The sequence below is a fragment of the Rhodococcus sp. PvR044 genome, assembly GCF_040548995.1.
In the GTDB taxonomy this organism is placed as follows: Bacteria; Actinomycetota; Actinomycetes; order Mycobacteriales; family Mycobacteriaceae; genus Rhodococcus_G; species Rhodococcus_G oryzae.
The window spans coordinates 174,530-190,850 of the sequence record NZ_JBEPSX010000004.1 but is presented as its reverse complement, the minus strand read 5'-3'; the positions used below and the strand labels follow the sequence as shown (position 1 = coordinate 190,850).

At 69.9% G+C, this 16,321-nt stretch carries 16 protein-coding genes; 7 read left to right on the top strand and 9 right to left on the bottom strand.

Features of this window, described 5'->3' with window-relative positions; all coding sequences use genetic code 11:
* Positions 1-8: 8 nt before the first annotated feature.
* Entirely contained in the window at positions 9-1,628 is a 1,620-nt protein-coding gene (locus ABIC28_RS11790) for an amidohydrolase (protein ID WP_354578983.1), read from the bottom strand.
* Between the two features lie 199 nt (positions 1,629-1,827).
* Here ABIC28_RS11790 and ABIC28_RS11785 point away from each other — a divergent pair, with 199 nt between their 5' ends.
* Positions 1,828-2,175 carry a hypothetical protein gene (locus ABIC28_RS11785; RefSeq protein WP_097212367.1) on the top strand — a complete coding sequence of 116 codons (348 nt, stop codon included), beginning with the start codon at positions 1,828-1,830 and terminating at the stop codon, positions 2,173-2,175.
* On the top strand, positions 2,168-2,809 hold the full coding sequence (locus ABIC28_RS11780) for a Dabb family protein (protein WP_097212366.1): 642 nt from the start codon (positions 2,168-2,170) through the stop codon (positions 2,807-2,809). Before ABIC28_RS11785 ends, ABIC28_RS11780 begins: the two co-directional genes overlap by 8 nt.
* 22 nt (positions 2,810-2,831) lie before the next feature.
* Here ABIC28_RS11780 and ABIC28_RS11775 read toward each other — a convergent pair whose 3' ends face one another.
* Complete coding sequence (locus ABIC28_RS11775) at positions 2,832-3,401, bottom strand: DUF4245 domain-containing protein (protein ID WP_097212365.1); 570 nt, start codon at positions 3,399-3,401, stop codon at positions 2,832-2,834.
* 100 nt (positions 3,402-3,501) lie between these two features.
* Between ABIC28_RS11775 and ABIC28_RS11770 the strand changes: the two genes are divergently transcribed.
* From ABIC28_RS11770 to ABIC28_RS11760, 3 genes are all read left to right on the top strand, one after another.
* The gene (locus ABIC28_RS11770) at positions 3,502-4,779 is read left to right on the top strand and encodes a hypothetical protein (RefSeq protein WP_354578980.1); all 1,278 of its coding nucleotides are present in this window, start codon (positions 3,502-3,504) and stop codon (positions 4,777-4,779) included.
* A 116-nt stretch (positions 4,780-4,895) separates the two neighbouring features.
* The gene (gene glpX / locus ABIC28_RS11765) at positions 4,896-5,936 is read left to right on the top strand and encodes a class II fructose-bisphosphatase (RefSeq protein ID WP_097212364.1); all 1,041 of its coding nucleotides are present in this window, start codon (positions 4,896-4,898) and stop codon (positions 5,934-5,936) included.
* Between the two features lie 90 nt (positions 5,937-6,026).
* Complete coding sequence (locus ABIC28_RS11760; RefSeq protein ID WP_354578978.1) at positions 6,027-7,430, top strand: class II fumarate hydratase; 1,404 nt, start codon at positions 6,027-6,029, stop codon at positions 7,428-7,430.
* A gap of 4 nt (positions 7,431-7,434) precedes the next feature.
* Here ABIC28_RS11760 and ABIC28_RS11755 read toward each other — a convergent pair whose 3' ends face one another.
* Complete coding sequence (locus ABIC28_RS11755; RefSeq protein WP_097212362.1) at positions 7,435-7,971, bottom strand: ester cyclase; 537 nt, start codon at positions 7,969-7,971, stop codon at positions 7,435-7,437.
* Between the two features lie 30 nt (positions 7,972-8,001).
* Entirely contained in the window at positions 8,002-8,655 is a 654-nt protein-coding gene (locus ABIC28_RS11750) for a L,D-transpeptidase family protein (protein WP_354578976.1), read from the bottom strand.
* A 94-nt stretch (positions 8,656-8,749) separates the two neighbouring features.
* On the opposite strand from ABIC28_RS11750, the gene ABIC28_RS11745 reads away from it, so the two are divergent.
* A complete protein-coding gene (locus ABIC28_RS11745; RefSeq protein WP_097212361.1) occupies positions 8,750-9,235 on the top strand; it encodes a limonene-1,2-epoxide hydrolase family protein in 486 nt (161 codons plus the stop codon).
* Positions 9,236-9,261: 26 nt separating this feature from the next.
* Here ABIC28_RS11745 and ABIC28_RS11740 read toward each other — a convergent pair whose 3' ends face one another.
* Together ABIC28_RS11740 and ABIC28_RS11735 are read right to left on the bottom strand one after the other, a co-directional pair.
* On the bottom strand, positions 9,262-9,834 hold the full coding sequence (locus tag ABIC28_RS11740) for a hypothetical protein (RefSeq protein WP_097212360.1): 573 nt from the start codon (positions 9,832-9,834) through the stop codon (positions 9,262-9,264).
* A complete protein-coding gene (locus ABIC28_RS11735; RefSeq protein WP_354578973.1) occupies positions 9,831-11,720 on the bottom strand; it encodes a DEAD/DEAH box helicase in 1,890 nt (629 codons plus the stop codon). Before ABIC28_RS11735 ends, ABIC28_RS11740 begins: the two co-directional genes overlap by 4 nt.
* 165 nt (positions 11,721-11,885) lie before the next feature.
* Here ABIC28_RS11735 and ABIC28_RS11730 point away from each other — a divergent pair, with 165 nt between their 5' ends.
* Positions 11,886-12,011 (top strand): hypothetical protein, encoded by a 126-nt coding sequence (locus ABIC28_RS11730; RefSeq protein ID WP_257017522.1) that lies wholly within the window; start codon positions 11,886-11,888, stop codon positions 12,009-12,011.
* 43 nt (positions 12,012-12,054) lie between these two features.
* Here the strand turns inward: ABIC28_RS11730 and phoH2 are convergent, their stop codons facing one another.
* The 3 genes from phoH2 to ABIC28_RS11715 form a co-directional block, all read right to left on the bottom strand.
* Positions 12,055-13,434 carry an RNA 5'-3' helicase PhoH2 gene (gene phoH2 / locus ABIC28_RS11725; protein WP_097212359.1) on the bottom strand — a complete coding sequence of 460 codons (1,380 nt, stop codon included), beginning with the start codon at positions 13,432-13,434 and terminating at the stop codon, positions 12,055-12,057.
* 251 nt (positions 13,435-13,685) lie between these two features.
* Entirely contained in the window at positions 13,686-14,999 is a 1,314-nt protein-coding gene (gene glyA / locus ABIC28_RS11720; protein WP_097212358.1) for a serine hydroxymethyltransferase, read from the bottom strand.
* A 57-nt stretch (positions 15,000-15,056) separates the two neighbouring features.
* Entirely contained in the window at positions 15,057-16,283 is a 1,227-nt protein-coding gene (locus ABIC28_RS11715) for a DUF885 domain-containing protein (RefSeq protein ID WP_209927258.1), read from the bottom strand.
* Positions 16,284-16,321: the final 38 nt, after the last annotated feature.

The following is a 16,321-nucleotide window of genomic DNA, read 5'->3' as shown; positions in this document are numbered from 1 at the left end:
AGCAGGCCTCAGCCGCCCGCCGAGTAGGTCGCGCGGCCGGCAAGGTAGGTCGCCTCCACCGTGAGATCGGCTATCGCGGCGGGTTCCACGGCGCGGGGGTCGGCGGACAGCACGACCAGATCGGCATATTTACCGGGGGCCAGCGTCCCGATGATCTCGTCGGCGAAGAGTTGGTGCGCGGGCCAGAGCGTCTGGGCGCGCAGTGCCTCCTCGACGGTGATGCGCTCCTCCGGCGCGAGAACCCGTCCGGTGCGGCTGGTCCTGGTCACAGCGACGGAGATGTTGCGCAGCGGCTCGACCGGCGTGACCGGCGAATCGTTGTGCAGGGAGACCCGGATGCCCGCGTCGAGGGCGGATCGCGCGCGCATCCAGTGCGAGCCGATCTCGTCGCCGAACAGCCCGTCGACGAGCACATCGCCCCAGTAGTAGAGGTGGTCGATGAGCAGGCTGCAGGTCACGCCCAGCCGGGCGGCCCGCCGAAACTGGGCCGCGGTCATCGCCCCGCAGTGTTCCAGGCGCAACCGGTGGTCGGCTCGGGGATGCTCGGTCAGCGCGGCCTCGTACACGTCGAGGATCGTGTCCACGCCGCGGTCGCCGAGGACGTGGCAGGCCATCTGCCACCCCAGCGGGAAGTACGCGCCGACGATCGCTGCGAGCTGTTCGCCCGTGTAGTTCGCCTGGCCACGGTGGTCGTGTCCGAGGCCGATCACGTTGAGCGTGGCGTCGGTGTTGAGGTACGGGAACGAGGTGTCGATGTTTCCCACCCATGGCGACCCGTCGACCCACAGCTTGATGCCGATCTGCCGGAACATGTCGTCACCGTCGTCCGGGGAAGACTCGGAACGCATTTCGGCGGTGGACATCTCGTACGTCCGCAGCCGGACGAGGGGGTGATCGCCCGCGTAGTGGGCGCGCATCAGCGGCAGTTGGTGCGGTGAGAACGCGAGGTCCGCGATCGTGGTGATGCCACGCGCGGCCAGCCCCTGCAACTCGGCACGCCACAGTGCCGCCGGGTCGACGTACCGGCTCTGCATGGGGCCCGCGAGGGCGAAGATCGCCGGGACCTCGTACGCCTTGCCGGTCAGTTTCCCGTCGGCGTCACGCTCGAAATGCGCGCCGGTCGGATCCGGCGCATCCTCGGGCAGACCCGACAGCCGCAGCGCCGCCGTGTTCGCCCACGCGAGGTGACCCGAGTTGTGCATCACCAGAACCGGCCGCTCCCCGGCGAGTTCGTCGAGCCAGGGCCTGGTCGGTTCTGGGAACCCCGATTGGAGCAACGGGTCGAGTCCGCTGAAGACGAGCGGCACCGTCGCGGGTGTGTCCGCCAGGGTGTCGCGCATGAGGGCGATCACCGCGTCCGCGTCCGGAACGATGACGGGACGGATGTCGACGACGGTCTCCGCGTAGCGGGTCATGTCCATGGTGGGGTGGCCGTGTGCCTCCACGAAACCCGGAAGCACCGCCCGTCCGCCGAGATCGACCACCTCCGTGTCGGCGGTCCGCAGCGCGAGGATCTCGTCCGCCGTCCCCACCGCCGAGATCCGCCCATCGCGCACCGCGAGCGCTTCCGCAACGGGCAGAGCCTCATCCAACGTGACAACGATTCCGTTGGTGAAGATCAGGTCCATGTCGCCTCCGAGGAAATTGACACTTCCGGATTCCTCTCACAGTCTGCGGCGTCGATGCGCGAAACCTGTCGAATCGTGCGAAGAGTGTGGGCACTGTTCCCCGACAACCCGGTGCTGGTACCGGTCGTGCGCTGAACGAACTCCCGATGAGCGGGAGCGCCCGCTGCCCACGTCACCGGCGACTCCCTAGCCTCGGCGCATGGCAGGCGAAAAGGTGTACGTCATCGACCGGGTGGTCACCAGGCCGGGGCGCGCACGAGAATTCGTCGACGCATACCTGGCCGAGTACGCCCCCGGAGCCCGCGGGCGGGGCATGACCCTCGAGCACGTGTTGGTGAGTCCGCCGATCTGGTTCGACGACGAGTCGAACACGATCACCGTCACCTGGACGCTCGACGGCGCGGAGGGCTGGTGGCGGATGACGTGGCAGGGACGCCCGGACCCCGGACTCGGGCAGTGGTGGAAGCGGATGGACGAGCTGGTGCTCGAGCGCACCCGCACGATGGCCTCCGCCGCACAGGACGTGGACGGGTTGACCGATGTTTAAGATCACCAAGCTCATTCACCACCGCCCCGACGTCGATGACGACGTCCGGGCCCGGCTGGCCGACGACCTGCGCCACACCGTGATCAAGGCGGGCGCGCACCGCGCGCTGATCCAGCCGACGCTGCCCGGTGTCCGCAACGGCGGCGACTTGCTCGCGCATCTCCAGTTCGACGCCGAGGATCGGTGGCGCGCGGCCGAACCCGCCGTCGATGCGCTCCTCGATCCCGCGGCCGTCGACCACGTCGACGGCGTCGAATACCGCGGCGAGCCCCGCGGACAGCTCGGCGTCGGCGCCGAGGGCGGGGTCTACCGGACGCTGCTGTTGCGTGTCGATCCCGGCGCGGCGGACACCGTGGTGGAGCGGTTCGAGGCCGAACTGCTCCGGATGCCCCGCCATGTCCCCGCGATCCGCGCCTGGCAGCTCAGCCGGGTGTCACGGGCGGAGGGAGCGTCGCCGTGGACGCACGTGTGGGAACAGGAGTTCACGGACCTGCAGGGACTGATGGGCCCCTACCTCGCGCACCCCGTGCACTGGGCGTACATCGACCGATGGTTCGACCCGGAGTGCCCGGACGTGATCGTCCGCGACCGGGTCTGCCACAGCTTCTGCACGCTCGACGGTTCGGCCGTCTAGCGGACCGGACGGAGGGCCCTGATCAGGGCGTCAGCGGCTGGGCCGCGTCGATGGCCGTGGCGAGCTCGGTGAACTCCTCGGTCGTGCCGCTGCCCTTGATGAGGACCCGGACATCGCCGAGATCGGTCACCCAGATCGGCTCGCTGCCCTCCTCGGCGTACTCCACCCACCGATCACCCGCGACCGGGGCGACACCCGTAGGGCTGCGCAGGTCGCCTGCGACCCAGGGCACCAGCGCCTCCTCGGTCGCCGCGCTCTGACTCAGCTGCAGGTAGCGGCCCTTCGGGGTGATGTAGCCGACGGTGGTCACGTCGCCGCCACTGTCACCGCCCACCACTCCGCGGCTGCCGGAGTTCGGCTGCCAGTCCTCGGGCACGGCGGGGTCGCGGACCGGGAACCCGAGCACACCGGCGTCGTACTTGAGCGACGCGTCGACGTCGAACTGCGGCACCGGCCCGGAGGTGGGACCGCCCGGGCTGAACGAGCAGCGACTCGCGACCCCGGCGACGATCAGGCACAACAGGACCAACGGGATGATCGACCACATCATGTCTTTGTTGTTCTGCAGAATCCGGGGTTTCTTCTCGGCCACGCAGCTAGTATCCCAGCCGCGCGTCAGCCGAGGTCCGGCGGTTCCCACCGGCGGACGTAATCGCCACCGGAAATCAAATATATGTTGTTAGATGTCCGGCATGCGCTCGAGGATCTGCATCCGCCCGCCTGCCATTCGCACCGCCGCGATCCGCGGGGTGCTCCTCGCGCTCGGCCTCGCCGCGGTCACCACGGCCGCGCCTGCAGCGGCAGTCGCCCAGCCCGCCGGCTACGCCACCCTGCTCGACATCGCGCCTGCCAACGCGAAGGCCGAGCGGGCGGGCGGGCTCGACCCCCGACTGCCGACCGACCCCGCTGTCCTCGGCAACGCGCTCGGCGAGGCCCGGGCGGCAGGCGTGCCTGCCGGCCGCTATTCCGCACTACTGCACCAGTACTGGCTCGTCCGCGGCGCCCGGTCGGCGGGCATCGACCTGGCCACCTGGGACCCGAACACCGGCCTCGCCGCCAACGCCACGCTGGTGGACCGGGTGTACGAGAACTACGGCCGGTACCAACGCGCCCGCGCCGAGCTGTACTGGGCCGGGATGGCGGGGATGGCGGGCGCGTCCTTCACCGGCGGCTTCTGGGACCTCGACATGGGCCGCATGGCGCTCGGTGTCGACGCCGTCCGCGGCCTCGCCGGCGCGGTGGCCGCGGCCACCGGCGCGCTGCCCGACGCGGCGACGACGCTGCTGCCGCCGGACGCCCGGGTGCTCACGACCGTCGGCCCGACCGTGACGGCGCAGGATCTGGACTGGTACCAGAAGCGCCTGCTGATCATGCAGAAGCACATCTTCTTCGACATGGTCCCGATGCACGAGGCGTACCTCGCGGGCGGGCGGGCCGCCGTCGACGAACTCGACGCGGCCGGCTTGCTCGACGACAACGCCAGGGCCGCGTGGGCGGGCATCTACTCCGGCACCCCGGCCGGCTACGCCGATGCCATGGTCCGTATGGCGGACCGGGAACAGAACCAGGTCGTCGCCGACCAGTGGGACGCCACGTCGGCGGCGCGCGGCGGCGTCGGGCGGGCCCTGACCTATGTGACGACCATCGCCGCGAAGCCCTCGGTCCCTGGCTCGCTGGCCCCTGGGGTGTTCGCCCCGGTCTCGGTCACCGGCGAGGTCGCAGGCGCCACCTACCGGCTGCGGGCGCCGCTGCCCGACTTCAACTGGGCGGATCGCGGACCGCGCTGGTCCTACATCGCCGGAGACATCGCGGTCGCCTATCGGCGCCTCGCCGAGGATCGACCGGGGGTGGCCGCCGCGCTGCTCACCCAGCCGTTCCGTCAGTTCGCCGACCAGCAGCGAGCCGTCCACCGCGCCCCCGACCTGCTCCGCGATCTGAGCACGGGATGGTCGCTCGAGCGGCAGCCGTAGCCCAGCCTCATCCGCGGGCCACCGGTGATGAGACAATCACGCTCGAGTCGAACCCTGACTTCCCCGACGGAATCTATGGCGGCGCCGCATGCGCCGACCACTAGGAGGCACCGCACATGACGGCCAGCACCCCATCGAGTCGCCGCGAGGCGCCGGACCGCAACCTGGCGATGGAGCTGGTCCGCGTCACCGAGGCGGGCGCGCTGGCCGCGGGCCGCTGGGTCGGCAAGGGCGACAAGGAGGGCGGTGACGGAGCCGCCGTCGACGCCATGCGTCAGCTCGTGAGCAGTGTGTCCATGCGCGGCGTCGTGGTCATCGGCGAGGGCGAGAAGGACGAGGCGCCCATGCTCTACAACGGCGAAGAGGTCGGCAACGGCGACGGCCCGGACTGCGACTTCGCGGTCGACCCCGTCGACGGCACCACGCTGATGTCCAAGGGCATGCCGAACGCGATCTCCGTCCTCGCGGTCGCCGAGCGGGGCGCGATGTTCGACCCGTCCGCCGTGTTCTACATGGAGAAGATCGCCGTCGGCCCCGACGCCGCCGATGTCATCGACATCACGGCCCCGGTCGCGGAGAACATCAAGCGCATCGCGAAGGTCCGCAAGTCCTCGGTCTCCGACGTCACCGTCTGCATCCTGGACCGGCCCCGGCACGCCCAGCTGATCGCCGACGTCCGCACGACCGGCGCCCGGATCCGGCTGATCTCCGACGGCGACGTCGCAGGCGCCATCGCCGCGGCCCGCCCCGACTCCGGCACCGACATGCTGATCGGCATCGGCGGCACCCCCGAGGGCATCATCGCCGCCGCCGCCATGCGCTGCATGGGCGGCGCGCTGCAGGGCCGGCTCGCCCCGACCGACGACGCCGAGCGCCAGAAGGCCATCGACGCGGGCCACGACCTGGATCGGGTGCTGCTCACCGAGGACCTGGTCTCCGGCGAGAACGTCTTCTTCACCGCCACCGGCGTCACCGACGGTGACCTGCTGCGCGGCGTCCGCTACAGCGGCGGCGGCGCGCACACCCAGTCGATCGTGATGCGCAGCAAGTCCGGCACCGTCCGGATGATCGACGCCTACCACCGCCTGTCGAAGCTGCGCGAGTACTCCTCGGTCGACTTCGACGGCGACCCGGACGCCCAGTTCCCCATGCCCTGAGGCGCTCCGCGCCTGTGAGTCCTTTTGGTCCGTATAGGGGCCACAAGGACTCACAGGCGGCGCAGCCGCTCGAGTGGCAAGCTGCTAGGTATGACTGAGAACGCCGAATCGCAGTTCCGCATCGAGCACGACACCATGGGCGAGGTCAGAGTCCCGATCGACGCGCTGTGGCGGGCCCAGACCCAGCGCGCGGTGGAGAACTTCCCGATCAGCGGCCGCGGCCTCGAGCGCGCGCAGATCCGGGCGATGGGCCTGCTCAAGGCCGCCTGCGCGCAGGTCAACAAGGACCTCGGACTGCTCGATGCCGTCAAGGCCGACGCGATCATCGCGGCCGCCGAGGAGATCGCCGAGGGCAGGCACGACGACCAGTTCCCGATCGACGTGTTCCAGACCGGCTCGGGCACCAGCTCCAACATGAACGCCAACGAGGTCATCGCGTCGATCGCGAAGGCGAACGGCGTCGAGGTGCACCCCAACGATCACGTCAACATGTCGCAATCGTCGAACGACACCTTCCCGACGGCAACCCACCTCGCGGCCACGGAGTCCGCGGTGAAGGCGCTGATCCCCGCGCTCGACCATCTGCGGCTCGCGCTGTTCGACAAGGCCGCCGCATGGAAGTCCGTCGTCAAGTCCGGACGGACCCACCTCATGGACGCCGTGCCGGTCACCCTCGGGCAGGAATTCGGCGGCTACGCCCGGCAGGTCGAGGCAGGTATCGAGCGGATCATGTCTGCCCTCCCCCGGCTCAGCGAGCTGCCGATCGGTGGCACCGCGGTCGGCACCGGGCTCAACGCCCCCGACGGGTTCGGGCCCTTGGTGGTCGCCGAACTCGTCCGGACCACCGGGATCGACGCACTCTCCCCGGCGCGCAACAGCTTTGAGGCTCAGGCCGCCCGCGACGGATTGGTCGAGGCATCGGGCGCACTGCGGACGATCGCGGTCTCGCTCACCAAGATCGCGAACGACATCCGCTGGATGGGGTCGGGCCCACTGACCGGACTCGGCGAGATCCGGCTCCCCGACCTGCAGCCCGGCTCGTCGATCATGCCCGGCAAGGTCAATCCCGTTCTGCCGGAAGCGGTCACGCAGGTAGCCGCGCAGGTCGTGGGCAACGATGCGGCCGTCGCATGGGGTGGCGCGGCAGGCGCCTTCGAGCTCAACGTGTACATCCCGATGATGGCCAGGAACCTGCTCGAGTCATTTCGCTTGCTCGCCAACGTCTCCCGACTGTTCGCCGACAAGTGCGTCTCGGGCCTTGTCGCCAACACCGATCACCTCAAGACGCTCGCGGAGTCGTCGCCCTCGATCGTGACGCCACTGAATTCCGCGATCGGCTACGAGGAGGCCGCCGCCGTCGCGAAGGAGGCGCTCAAAGAGCGCAAGACGATCCGCCAGACGGTGATCGACCGCGGGCTGGTTCCCGAGAAGCTGACCGAGGCGGAGCTCGACCGCCGTCTCGACGTCCTCGCGATGGCGAAGGTCCAGGAGTAGCGGCTCAGGCAGGCGGCGACTTCCGAGCGCGACTCCTGGCCCACAGCATCCGCACCAGGTAGGCCGGGCTCGGCTGCAACCAGCCGAGTTGCTCGGCCATGCCCAGATCATCGCGGTTGGCCCAGTGCTCGATCACCAGGCTGTCCTCGAGTCGTACCCAATGTGATTGGGTGACAGCGAAACTCCGGCCGGTCGGCGGGAATGCACCGGCGACGGCGCCGCCCTCGTCGAAGTTCAGGAACAGCCCGACGTGGCGACCGCTCATGGTCACCTCGACCGCGACGAGGTCGCCCTCCGCCACGATGTTCCCGATCTCGAAGTGCAGGTCCGCGAACGGCCTGCGCAGCCACAGCGCGGTCGCATGCCAGGATCCCGGTCCGCGGACCCGGGTGTGCGGCGGCTCGGTCTTGGTCTCGTGGTTGACCGCGTCCGGATGGATGATGGCGTCGAAGTCCTCGCGGCTGCCCGCGGCGACGAACTCGATGCTGCGCACGGCGATCGACTTCGCGTCCGCCGAGGGGGTGGATCGATCGCTGTTCACTCCGGCCTCCCGGCAGTCGACGAGCCTTGCTCAGTCCGCGATGGCGATGACCGCACCCGGCTGCAGCCACCGGATCAGCCAGACCAGGGCGCCCTCGCTCACCGCGACGCAGCCCAGCGTGGGTTCGCCGTTCGAGACGTGCAGGAAGAAGGCGCCGCCACCGCCGGGCACCCGCTCCTTGTTGACGCCCATCACCACCGCGTAGCGGTAGGCGGGGATCTCCAGCTCCTCGCTGGCCGACTCGTCGAAGGCGCAGGACCCCGGGGCGCAGACCTGATGCGTGTTGTAGGTCGCGCTGTCCGGATCGCCGTCCCACCAGTCGTTGGCACCCACCTTCCGGTACGGCAGGCCGCCGCCCGGGTTCCCGGCGGTGCCGAACGCCGCGTCCAGGCTGAACACGCCCTCCGGGGTCGCGGGCACGCCGTCCGCGGCCGCATCCGTGAACCCGTCCGCACCGACCTGTGCGGGCAGGCTCGGGGAGATCCGGTGCCAGCCGAGCGGGGAGCGCTGCCAGGCCTCCAGAGTGGCGTTCGAGCTGCCCGACCCGCGGACGGCGATGACCTGGGTGGCCCCTCCGACGGCCCCGTCGAACCAGGGCCCCTGAGCCAGAGCGTGCGGCGCACACAGCAGCGCCAGCACCGTTGCGATGACGGTCGATAGGATCGCGCTCGCCAGTTTGCGCACACCACATGGTGTCCCGCGGGGCCCGCGCGGTCAAGCACCTGGCCGGTACGGTCGGGATACCGTCACCCCCGACCACACGAGCGATCGGACCGACATGAGCCCTGCAACCATCGAACCGAGTTCCGTGGACACACCGGCCGACGTCCGGGTGGTGCGCGCGTTCCTGGCCGCCCTGGCCAGGGCCGATGTCGACGCCGCGGCCGAATACCTGCACCCCGAGATCGCCTGGCACAACGTCTCGCTGCCGATCCTGCGTGGATACCCCACGGTGACCCGGGTGCTCCGGCAGCTCGCCCGCCCCGGCCTGCGGTTCGACGTGATCGTGCATCACGCGGCGGGAGAGAACGGCGTGGTCCTCACCGAGCGCACCGACCTGCTCGGAGCGGGTCCGGTCAACGCCGAGTTCTGGGTGTGCGGCACGTTCGAGCTGCGCGACGGAAAAATCGCGGTGTGGCGGGACTACTTCAGCGTCCGCGATGTCATCCGCGGCATCGTGGTCGGCGTTGCCAGGGCCGTGACCGGCAGGCGCGGCGGACGCGGCACGGGCTACCTCAGTGAGGCTGCTGCGCTGGACGCGTGAGAAGTCGGCGGCCGAGCAGCTTCTCGTCAGCCGTAGAACGACGCCGGGTCCACCTCGGACAGGGTGATCCAGTCCGACGGCTCCAGCGAGCCGGGGCCCGCCGAGCCGACCGAGTCGTCGGATCGTAGCCGGACGGCCAGCGCCGGTTCCTCGTCGATCAGCTGGACGAGGGCGTACACGGTCGCCAGGTGGTGCAGGCACGGCGTCCGGCGGCTCGTGCAGGCACACGTCGCCCCGCACTCCGCCGGTGTCGCCGCCACCGCGATGCCCGCGCCCTGCAGCTCCGCCACGGGCGCATCCGGGAGATCACCGGACGCACCTGCGTCGCCGAGCCCGGCCGCGCCGAGCACCTCGCCCACCCGCGCCAGCGCGGCATCGTCCCAGCGCGGCACCTCGATGGTGACCGCGTGGGACTTCTGCCTCGCCGCCACCTCCGCGCACACCCTTCCTGCGGACACACCCGTGACATTCACCGCGCCGCCCCTGGCGAGGCGCCGGGCCTCGGGCAGCAGCGCATTCGGCGCCGAGGCCGCCGTCGACTCGATCGTGCGGAGCCAGGCCCGACCCCACGCCGTCGCTCCGAACTCTGCCGCCGTCATCGAGCACCGACCGCGTCGAGGTCGAGCAGCGAGCGCAGCTCGTCATCGGCCAGCTCCGCCAGCGCAGCCTCCGAGTTCCCTGAGATCGATTCCGCCAGAGCACGCTTCGATTCGTGCATCGAGGCGATGTGGTCCTCGATGGTGCCGCCGGTGACGAGGGTGTACACGTTCACCGTTCGGCGTTGGCCGATCCGATGCGCCCGGTCCGTGGCCTGGTCCTCGACCGCGGGATTCCACCATCGGTCGTAGTGCACGACATGACTGGCTCGGGTCAGGTTCAGACCGAATCCCGCCGCACGCAGACTCAGGATGAGGACGGGGGCCGAGTCCGGGTCGTCCTGGAACTCCTGGACCATCCGATCGCGCGACCGTGCGCTCAGACCACCGTGTAGGAAGGGGATCTCGCCGACCCCGAGCTCGGTCGTCAGGTGCGTCGACAGCAGCTCCCCCATCGTGCGGTACTGCGTGAACACCAAGGCCCGATCCCCGTCTTCGACTATCTCCGAGAGCATTTCGGTGGCCCGGTCGAACTTGCCCGACCTGCCGCGCAGCGCGCCGCCGTCACCGAGAAACTGTTCGGGATGGTTGCAGACCTGCTTGAGGGTGTTCAGTAGCGCGAGCACGTTGCCGCGCCTGGCGATCCCACTGCCGAGCCCCGTATCGAACGCACGCTCCACCGCGTGACGGTACAGCCGCGCCTGCTCCTCGGACAGCGTGCACGCGACCGTCGAGTACTGCTTGTCCGGCAGCTCGGTGGCGACCGCGGACTTGGTACGCCGCAGCACGTGTGGCGCGATGAGGGCGCCGAGCCGGGCCGCGGCCGTCGCCGATCGTCGGGACTCGATCGGCACCACGAACCGCTGACGGAAGCGTGCCCTGGTGCCCAACAGCGCCGGATTGGCCGCGCGGAAGATCGACCACAGCTCGTCGAGCCGATTCTCGACCGGGGTACCGGTCATCGCGACCCGAATCCGCGCGGACAGCCGCGCCGCCGCCCTGGCCGCGAGGGAATCGGAATTCTTGATCTGCTGCGCCTCGTCGAATATGACCACGTCCCAGGCCGCTTCGCACAGTCGGTCGACGTCCGAGCGCAGCAGACCGTAGCTGGTCAGCACCACGGTCCCCGGAATCACCGTCGCAGGCAGCGCCCTGCCCGCACCGTGATGGACGATCACCGGGAGGTCGGGGGCGAACCGTGCGAGCTCGCGACGCCAGTTCCCGACAACCGAAGTCGGGCACACCACGAGGTGGGGACCCAGCTCGTTCCGGGTGGCGAGCGCACAGATCGCCTGCAGCGTCTTACCGAGCCCCATCTCGTCGGCGAGGATGCCGCCGCCCACCTCCTCGAGAGCCAGGAGCCAGGCCACACCCTGGACCTGGTACGGCCGCAAGGTGGCGCGGATGTGCGCCGTCGCCAGGTCCTCGGTGGTCCGCGCCGCCGAGGTGAAACTGTTCAGCAGGGCGGCCGCGGTATGGATCGCCGACTCGTCCTCGTTCAGCAGAGCATGGGCCGCGGCGGGCATCTGCGCGGCGAGCTCGTCGCTCGCCGCCCGGTCCCCGCCCGCGAGGTGCGCGGCCGCGCACCACGACCGGACGGATCCCCCGGCGCCCCCGTCCGGGTCCATCGCCCGCAACGCGGGCAGCACGTCCACCAGATCGATCAGTCGCGCATCGACCGTGCGAGGCGCGACGGCGCCGCCGACGGGAACCGCGAACCGGCAGCTCGCCGCCCGCCCCTGCGGCAGACCCAACCGAACCAGCTCGGCGGCAACATCGTCTGTGCCCCACCACGCCATCGCCCCGTGAACCGGGATGAAGGTCGCCTGCAGCAGCCTCGGGCGGACCCAGTCCGAATTCGCGTCGATCACTTCGCTCTCACCGTGCACGTCCGCCGATGGTACGGACGCCCCGGCGGTACGCGCCATTGACAGGGGCCTCGAAAAGCCCTGGTGAGGTGTGTTCATCCCGACATTGACCGGTGTCGATCCGGCGTGTCTGTCGCCCCATAGAATTCACCGGATCGACTCACCGATCCGGTACCGAAGGGACCCATGATGGAAAAGCTCCGCAACTACGGCCTGCTCATCAAGTACGTCGCCACCACCCAGTGGCGCAAGCTCCGCGGCACGGACAAGACGGCCCAGACGCCTGCCCAGGACCAGGCTCCGCAGCAGTAGCAGATGGGGAGGCCCGAGCGACCGGGCCTCCCCACCCCGCGCCTCAGGCGGTCGGGCCGAACTCCTCGAGCATCTCGGTCACCAGCGCCGCGATCGGCGACCGCTCGCTGCGGGTGAGCGTGATGTGGGCGAAGAGCGGGTGCCCCTTGAGCTTCTCGATCACCGCGGCGACGCCGTCGTGCCTGCCGACCCTCAGGTTGTCGCGCTGGGCGACGTCATGGGTGAGCACCACCCGGGACCCGGTGCCCAGCCGGGACAACACCGTGAGCAGCACGTTGCGCTCGAGGGACTGCGCCTCGTCCACGATCACGAACGAGTCGTGTAGTGACCGGCCGCGAATGTGGGTGAGCGGCAACACTTCCAGCATCCCGCGGTTGATCACCTCGTCCATCACCTCGGGGCTCGCCAGGCCGTCCAGGGTGTCGAACACCGCCTGCGCCCACGGACCCATCTTCTCGCTCTCGCTGCCGGGCAGGTAGCCGAGCTCCTGTCCACCGACCGCGTACAGCGGCCGGAAGACGACCACCTTCCGGTGGGTGCGACGCTCGAGCACCGCCTCCAGCCCTGCGGTCAGGGCGAGCGCCGACTTACCGGTACCGGCCTTGCCGCCGAGCGAGATGATGCCGATGCTCTCGTCGAGCAACAGATCGAGGGCGATCCGCTGCTCGGCCGAGCGGCCGTGCAGGCCGAAGGCCTCCCGTTCGCCGCGGACCAGCTGCACCCGCTTGTCCGGGGTCACCCGCCCCAGCGCGCTGGAGCTGCCACCCATCAGCCGGATTCCGGTGTGACAGGGCAGTTCTCGCGCCTCGTCGAGATCGATGATCCCCTCGGAGAACAGCTCGTCGATCCGGGTCGAGGCGACGTCGAGTTCGGTCATCCCCGTCCATCCCGACGGGACCACGTCGTGCGCGTGGTACTCGTCGGCGGGCAGACCCACCGCGCCGGCCTTGACCCGCAGGGGAATGTCCTTGCTGACCAGGACCACCTCCTTGCCCTCGGCGGCGAGATTGAGGGCGCAGGCCAGAATCCTGGAATCGTTTGAGTCGGTGCGGAATCCGATCGGCAGGACCGAGGGGTCCGTGTGATTGAGCTCCACCTGGAGCGTGCCGTCGTCGGAGCCGATCGGAACCGGCTGATCCAACCGTCCGTGCTCGATCCGCAGGTCGTCGAGCATCCGAAGCGCCTCGCGGGCAAACCATCCCAGCTCGTGGTGGTGGCGTTTGCCCTCCAACTCCCCGATGACCACCAGGGGCAGCACCACCTCGTGCTCCGCGAAACGCGTGACGGCCCACGGATCCGAGAGCAGAACCGAGGTGTCGAGTACGTAGGTGCGAACTGACCGTTCGGGAGACTTCGTGGTTGCGGACCTCGGGGAGTTCCCGGCATGTCCGGAATGGGCAGATACGGAGCGAGTTGCGGTCACGTGAGGCTCCTACGTCTGCGCGGCACCCGCGCAAACTTCAGTTCGCTGGGCCGGTCCGTCCCTGGTGCGTCAATCCGCACGAGGGCCGGGCGCCGGCCCTCTCGTACTGAATACTTCAGCCACGATCAGAACCTCCCGGACAGGCAACTAGGTCCGCTGCCTGTTACCGGGGACGCTACTGCGATCGGCGCCCTGCTGCACTCGCAACACGCAGGGCGCCGATGAACACGTCGTTAACTCCAGCTCAGGCGCTAGACCGTCTTGGAGAGCAGGCCCCAGTCCTCGAGGCCCTCGTACAGCGGCAGGTCGAGGGCAAGCTTCGAGACCCGGGCGCGCAACGCGGCGAAATCGGTGTCCGAGCCCTGCGCCAGCGCGGTCGCGATGATGTCCGCGACCTCGGTGAACTCGGCGTCGCCGAACCCACGGGTGGCCAGCGCGGCGGTGCCGATGCGCAGGCCGGAGGTGACCATCGGCGGACGCGGGTCGAAGGGCACCGCGTTGCGGTTGACGGTGATGCCGACCTCGTGCAGCAGATCCTCGCCCTGCTGGCCGTCCAGCGCCGAGTTGCGCAGGTCCACCAGGACCAGGTGCACGTCGGTGCCGCCTGTGAGCACGGAGATGCCCTTGTCCGCGACGTCGGCGCCGGTGAGGCGCTCGGCCAGGATCCGGGCACCGGACAGGGTGCGGGCCTGACGGTCCTTGAACTCCTCGGTGCCCGCGATTTTGAGCGAGACGGCCTTCGCGGCGATGGCGTGCATGAGCGGCCCGCCCTGCTGGCCGGGGAACACCGCGGAGTTGATCTTCTTGGCCCACTCCTGCTTGGCCAGGATCAGTCCGGAGCGGGGGCCGCCGAGGGTCTTGTGCACGGTGGTGGACACGACGTCCGCGTAGGGCACGGGCGACGGGTGCAGGCCCGCGGCGACGAGCCCGGCGAAGTGCGCCATGTCGACCCACAGGTAGGCGCCGACCTCGTCCGCGATGGACCGGAACGCGGCGAAGTCCTGCTGCCGCGGGTACGCGGACCAGCCGGCGACGATCACCTTCGGCTTCTCCGCCACCGCGATCTTGCGGACCTCGTCCATGTCGATGCGGTGGTCTTCCTTGCTGACCCCGTAGGACGCCACGTCGTAGAGCTTGCCGGAGAAGTTGAGCTTCATCCCGTGCGTCAGGTGGCCGCCGTGCGCCAGGTCGAGGCCGAGCAGCTTCTCGCCCGGGTTCATCAGCGCCATCAGCACCGCGGCGTTCGCCTGCGCGCCGGAGTGCGGCTGGACGTTCGCGAACTCGGCACCGAATAGCTCCTTGGCACGGTTGCGCGCCAGGTCCTCGATGACGTCGACGTGCTCGCAGCCGCCGTAGTAGCGACGGCCCGGGTAGCCCTCGGCGTACTTGTTGGTCAGCACGCTGCCCTGAGCCTGCAGCACCGCGCGCGGCACGAAGTTCTCGGACGCGATCATCTCGAGGGTGTCGCGCTGACGGGCCAGCTCGCCGTTCATCGCGGCCGCGACCTCGGGATCGAGTTCGGCGAGCGAGGCATTGTTGACGTCGGTGCTGGGCACAGCGGTCATCGAGGAATCTCCAAGCGGGAGCTACGGCAGGGGCACGCTCAGTCTAGGCAATGGCTGTCAACGCAGCGCAGACGGGATCAGCGGCTCGTCCAGCAACCGCCGGAACAACTCGGATCGGCCTGCCGCGTCGGCGCCGCGGTCGAGCCAGCTCCCGAGCAGCCGGTAGCCCTCGACGTAGGTGCTGATGTAGGCGCGCCACAGCGGGTCGGACAGGAACCGCAGCGTCTGCCGGGCCCGCTCCTGCGTGGACAGGGTCCACCGCTGCAGGAACGCGGCGACGTCGTCCTGGCTGCGGCCGCGGTCGTGCAGCAGCAGGGCCGCGTCCTGCCGGACCCCGAGTAGCGAGGCCGACGCATTCGCCAACCGCTCCGCGCGTTCGCCGTCGAAGCGCAGTCCCAGGTCCGCGTAGATCTCCTGGGCCCACGGCCCCCAGCCTGCACCCATGGGAGTTCCGCCGGCTCCACTCCACCCCACGATCGAGCCGAGAGCGTGGTCCGCCAAGCCCTCCGCCATCAGGCACTGCGGCGTGTTGACCAGGAACAGGGTCTGCTCGGCCTGCCCCGCTCCGACCAGTCCCGCCTCCTTGCGGCAGTGCTCGGTGTGGTGGCCGGGATACGACTCGTGGGCGATCAGGTGCGGCAGGTTCGCCATGTGCTGCTTGAGGTCGGAGTTGATCGCCACCTTCGACCGGTAGTCACCGAGGTAGTAGTTGAACCCGGACCAGGGCTTGTCCCCGACCACCTCGTACTCGACCCGCTCGGTCTCGGGCAACGCGTACTCCGCCCGCACCCGGTCGCGCAGCGCGCTGGAGAAGGCCTCGACGCACTCCGGCAGCCGCTCCGGCGGGATCTCGTCGGCGGCGCGGTGCGCCTGCAGCCGCTCGGCGAGCGGGCGGGCGGCGTCGCCCGCCAGCACCTCGTCCATCGCCCGGTGCGCCGCCCGGTACTCGTCCTCGGAGCCCGGCTCGATGCGCACGTCGAAGTAGGCCTGCACCTCGTCGACGAAGCCGATCTGCTCGCCCGCGAACTTCCGGGCGGAGCACTCCAGCGCGCGCAGGTGCACGTCGAGGAACGCGGCCCGTTCGGCGGGCAACCCGGAACCGGCAACCTCGTCACGCAATTCGGCGGCGCGGCGCGCGAGCAGGCGCGGATCGGGCGGCGGCGCGTTCTCCACCTGCCTGCGCAGCGCCTGGTCGCCGGTGAAGGCGTCGACGAAGCCCTCCTCCAACCGGTCGAAACCGAGTCCGAGCAGCAGGTATTCGCGGACGAGTTCGACGGGGTCCATGGTCGTCCACCCTAACCATCGGCGAGTTGTCCGACCCG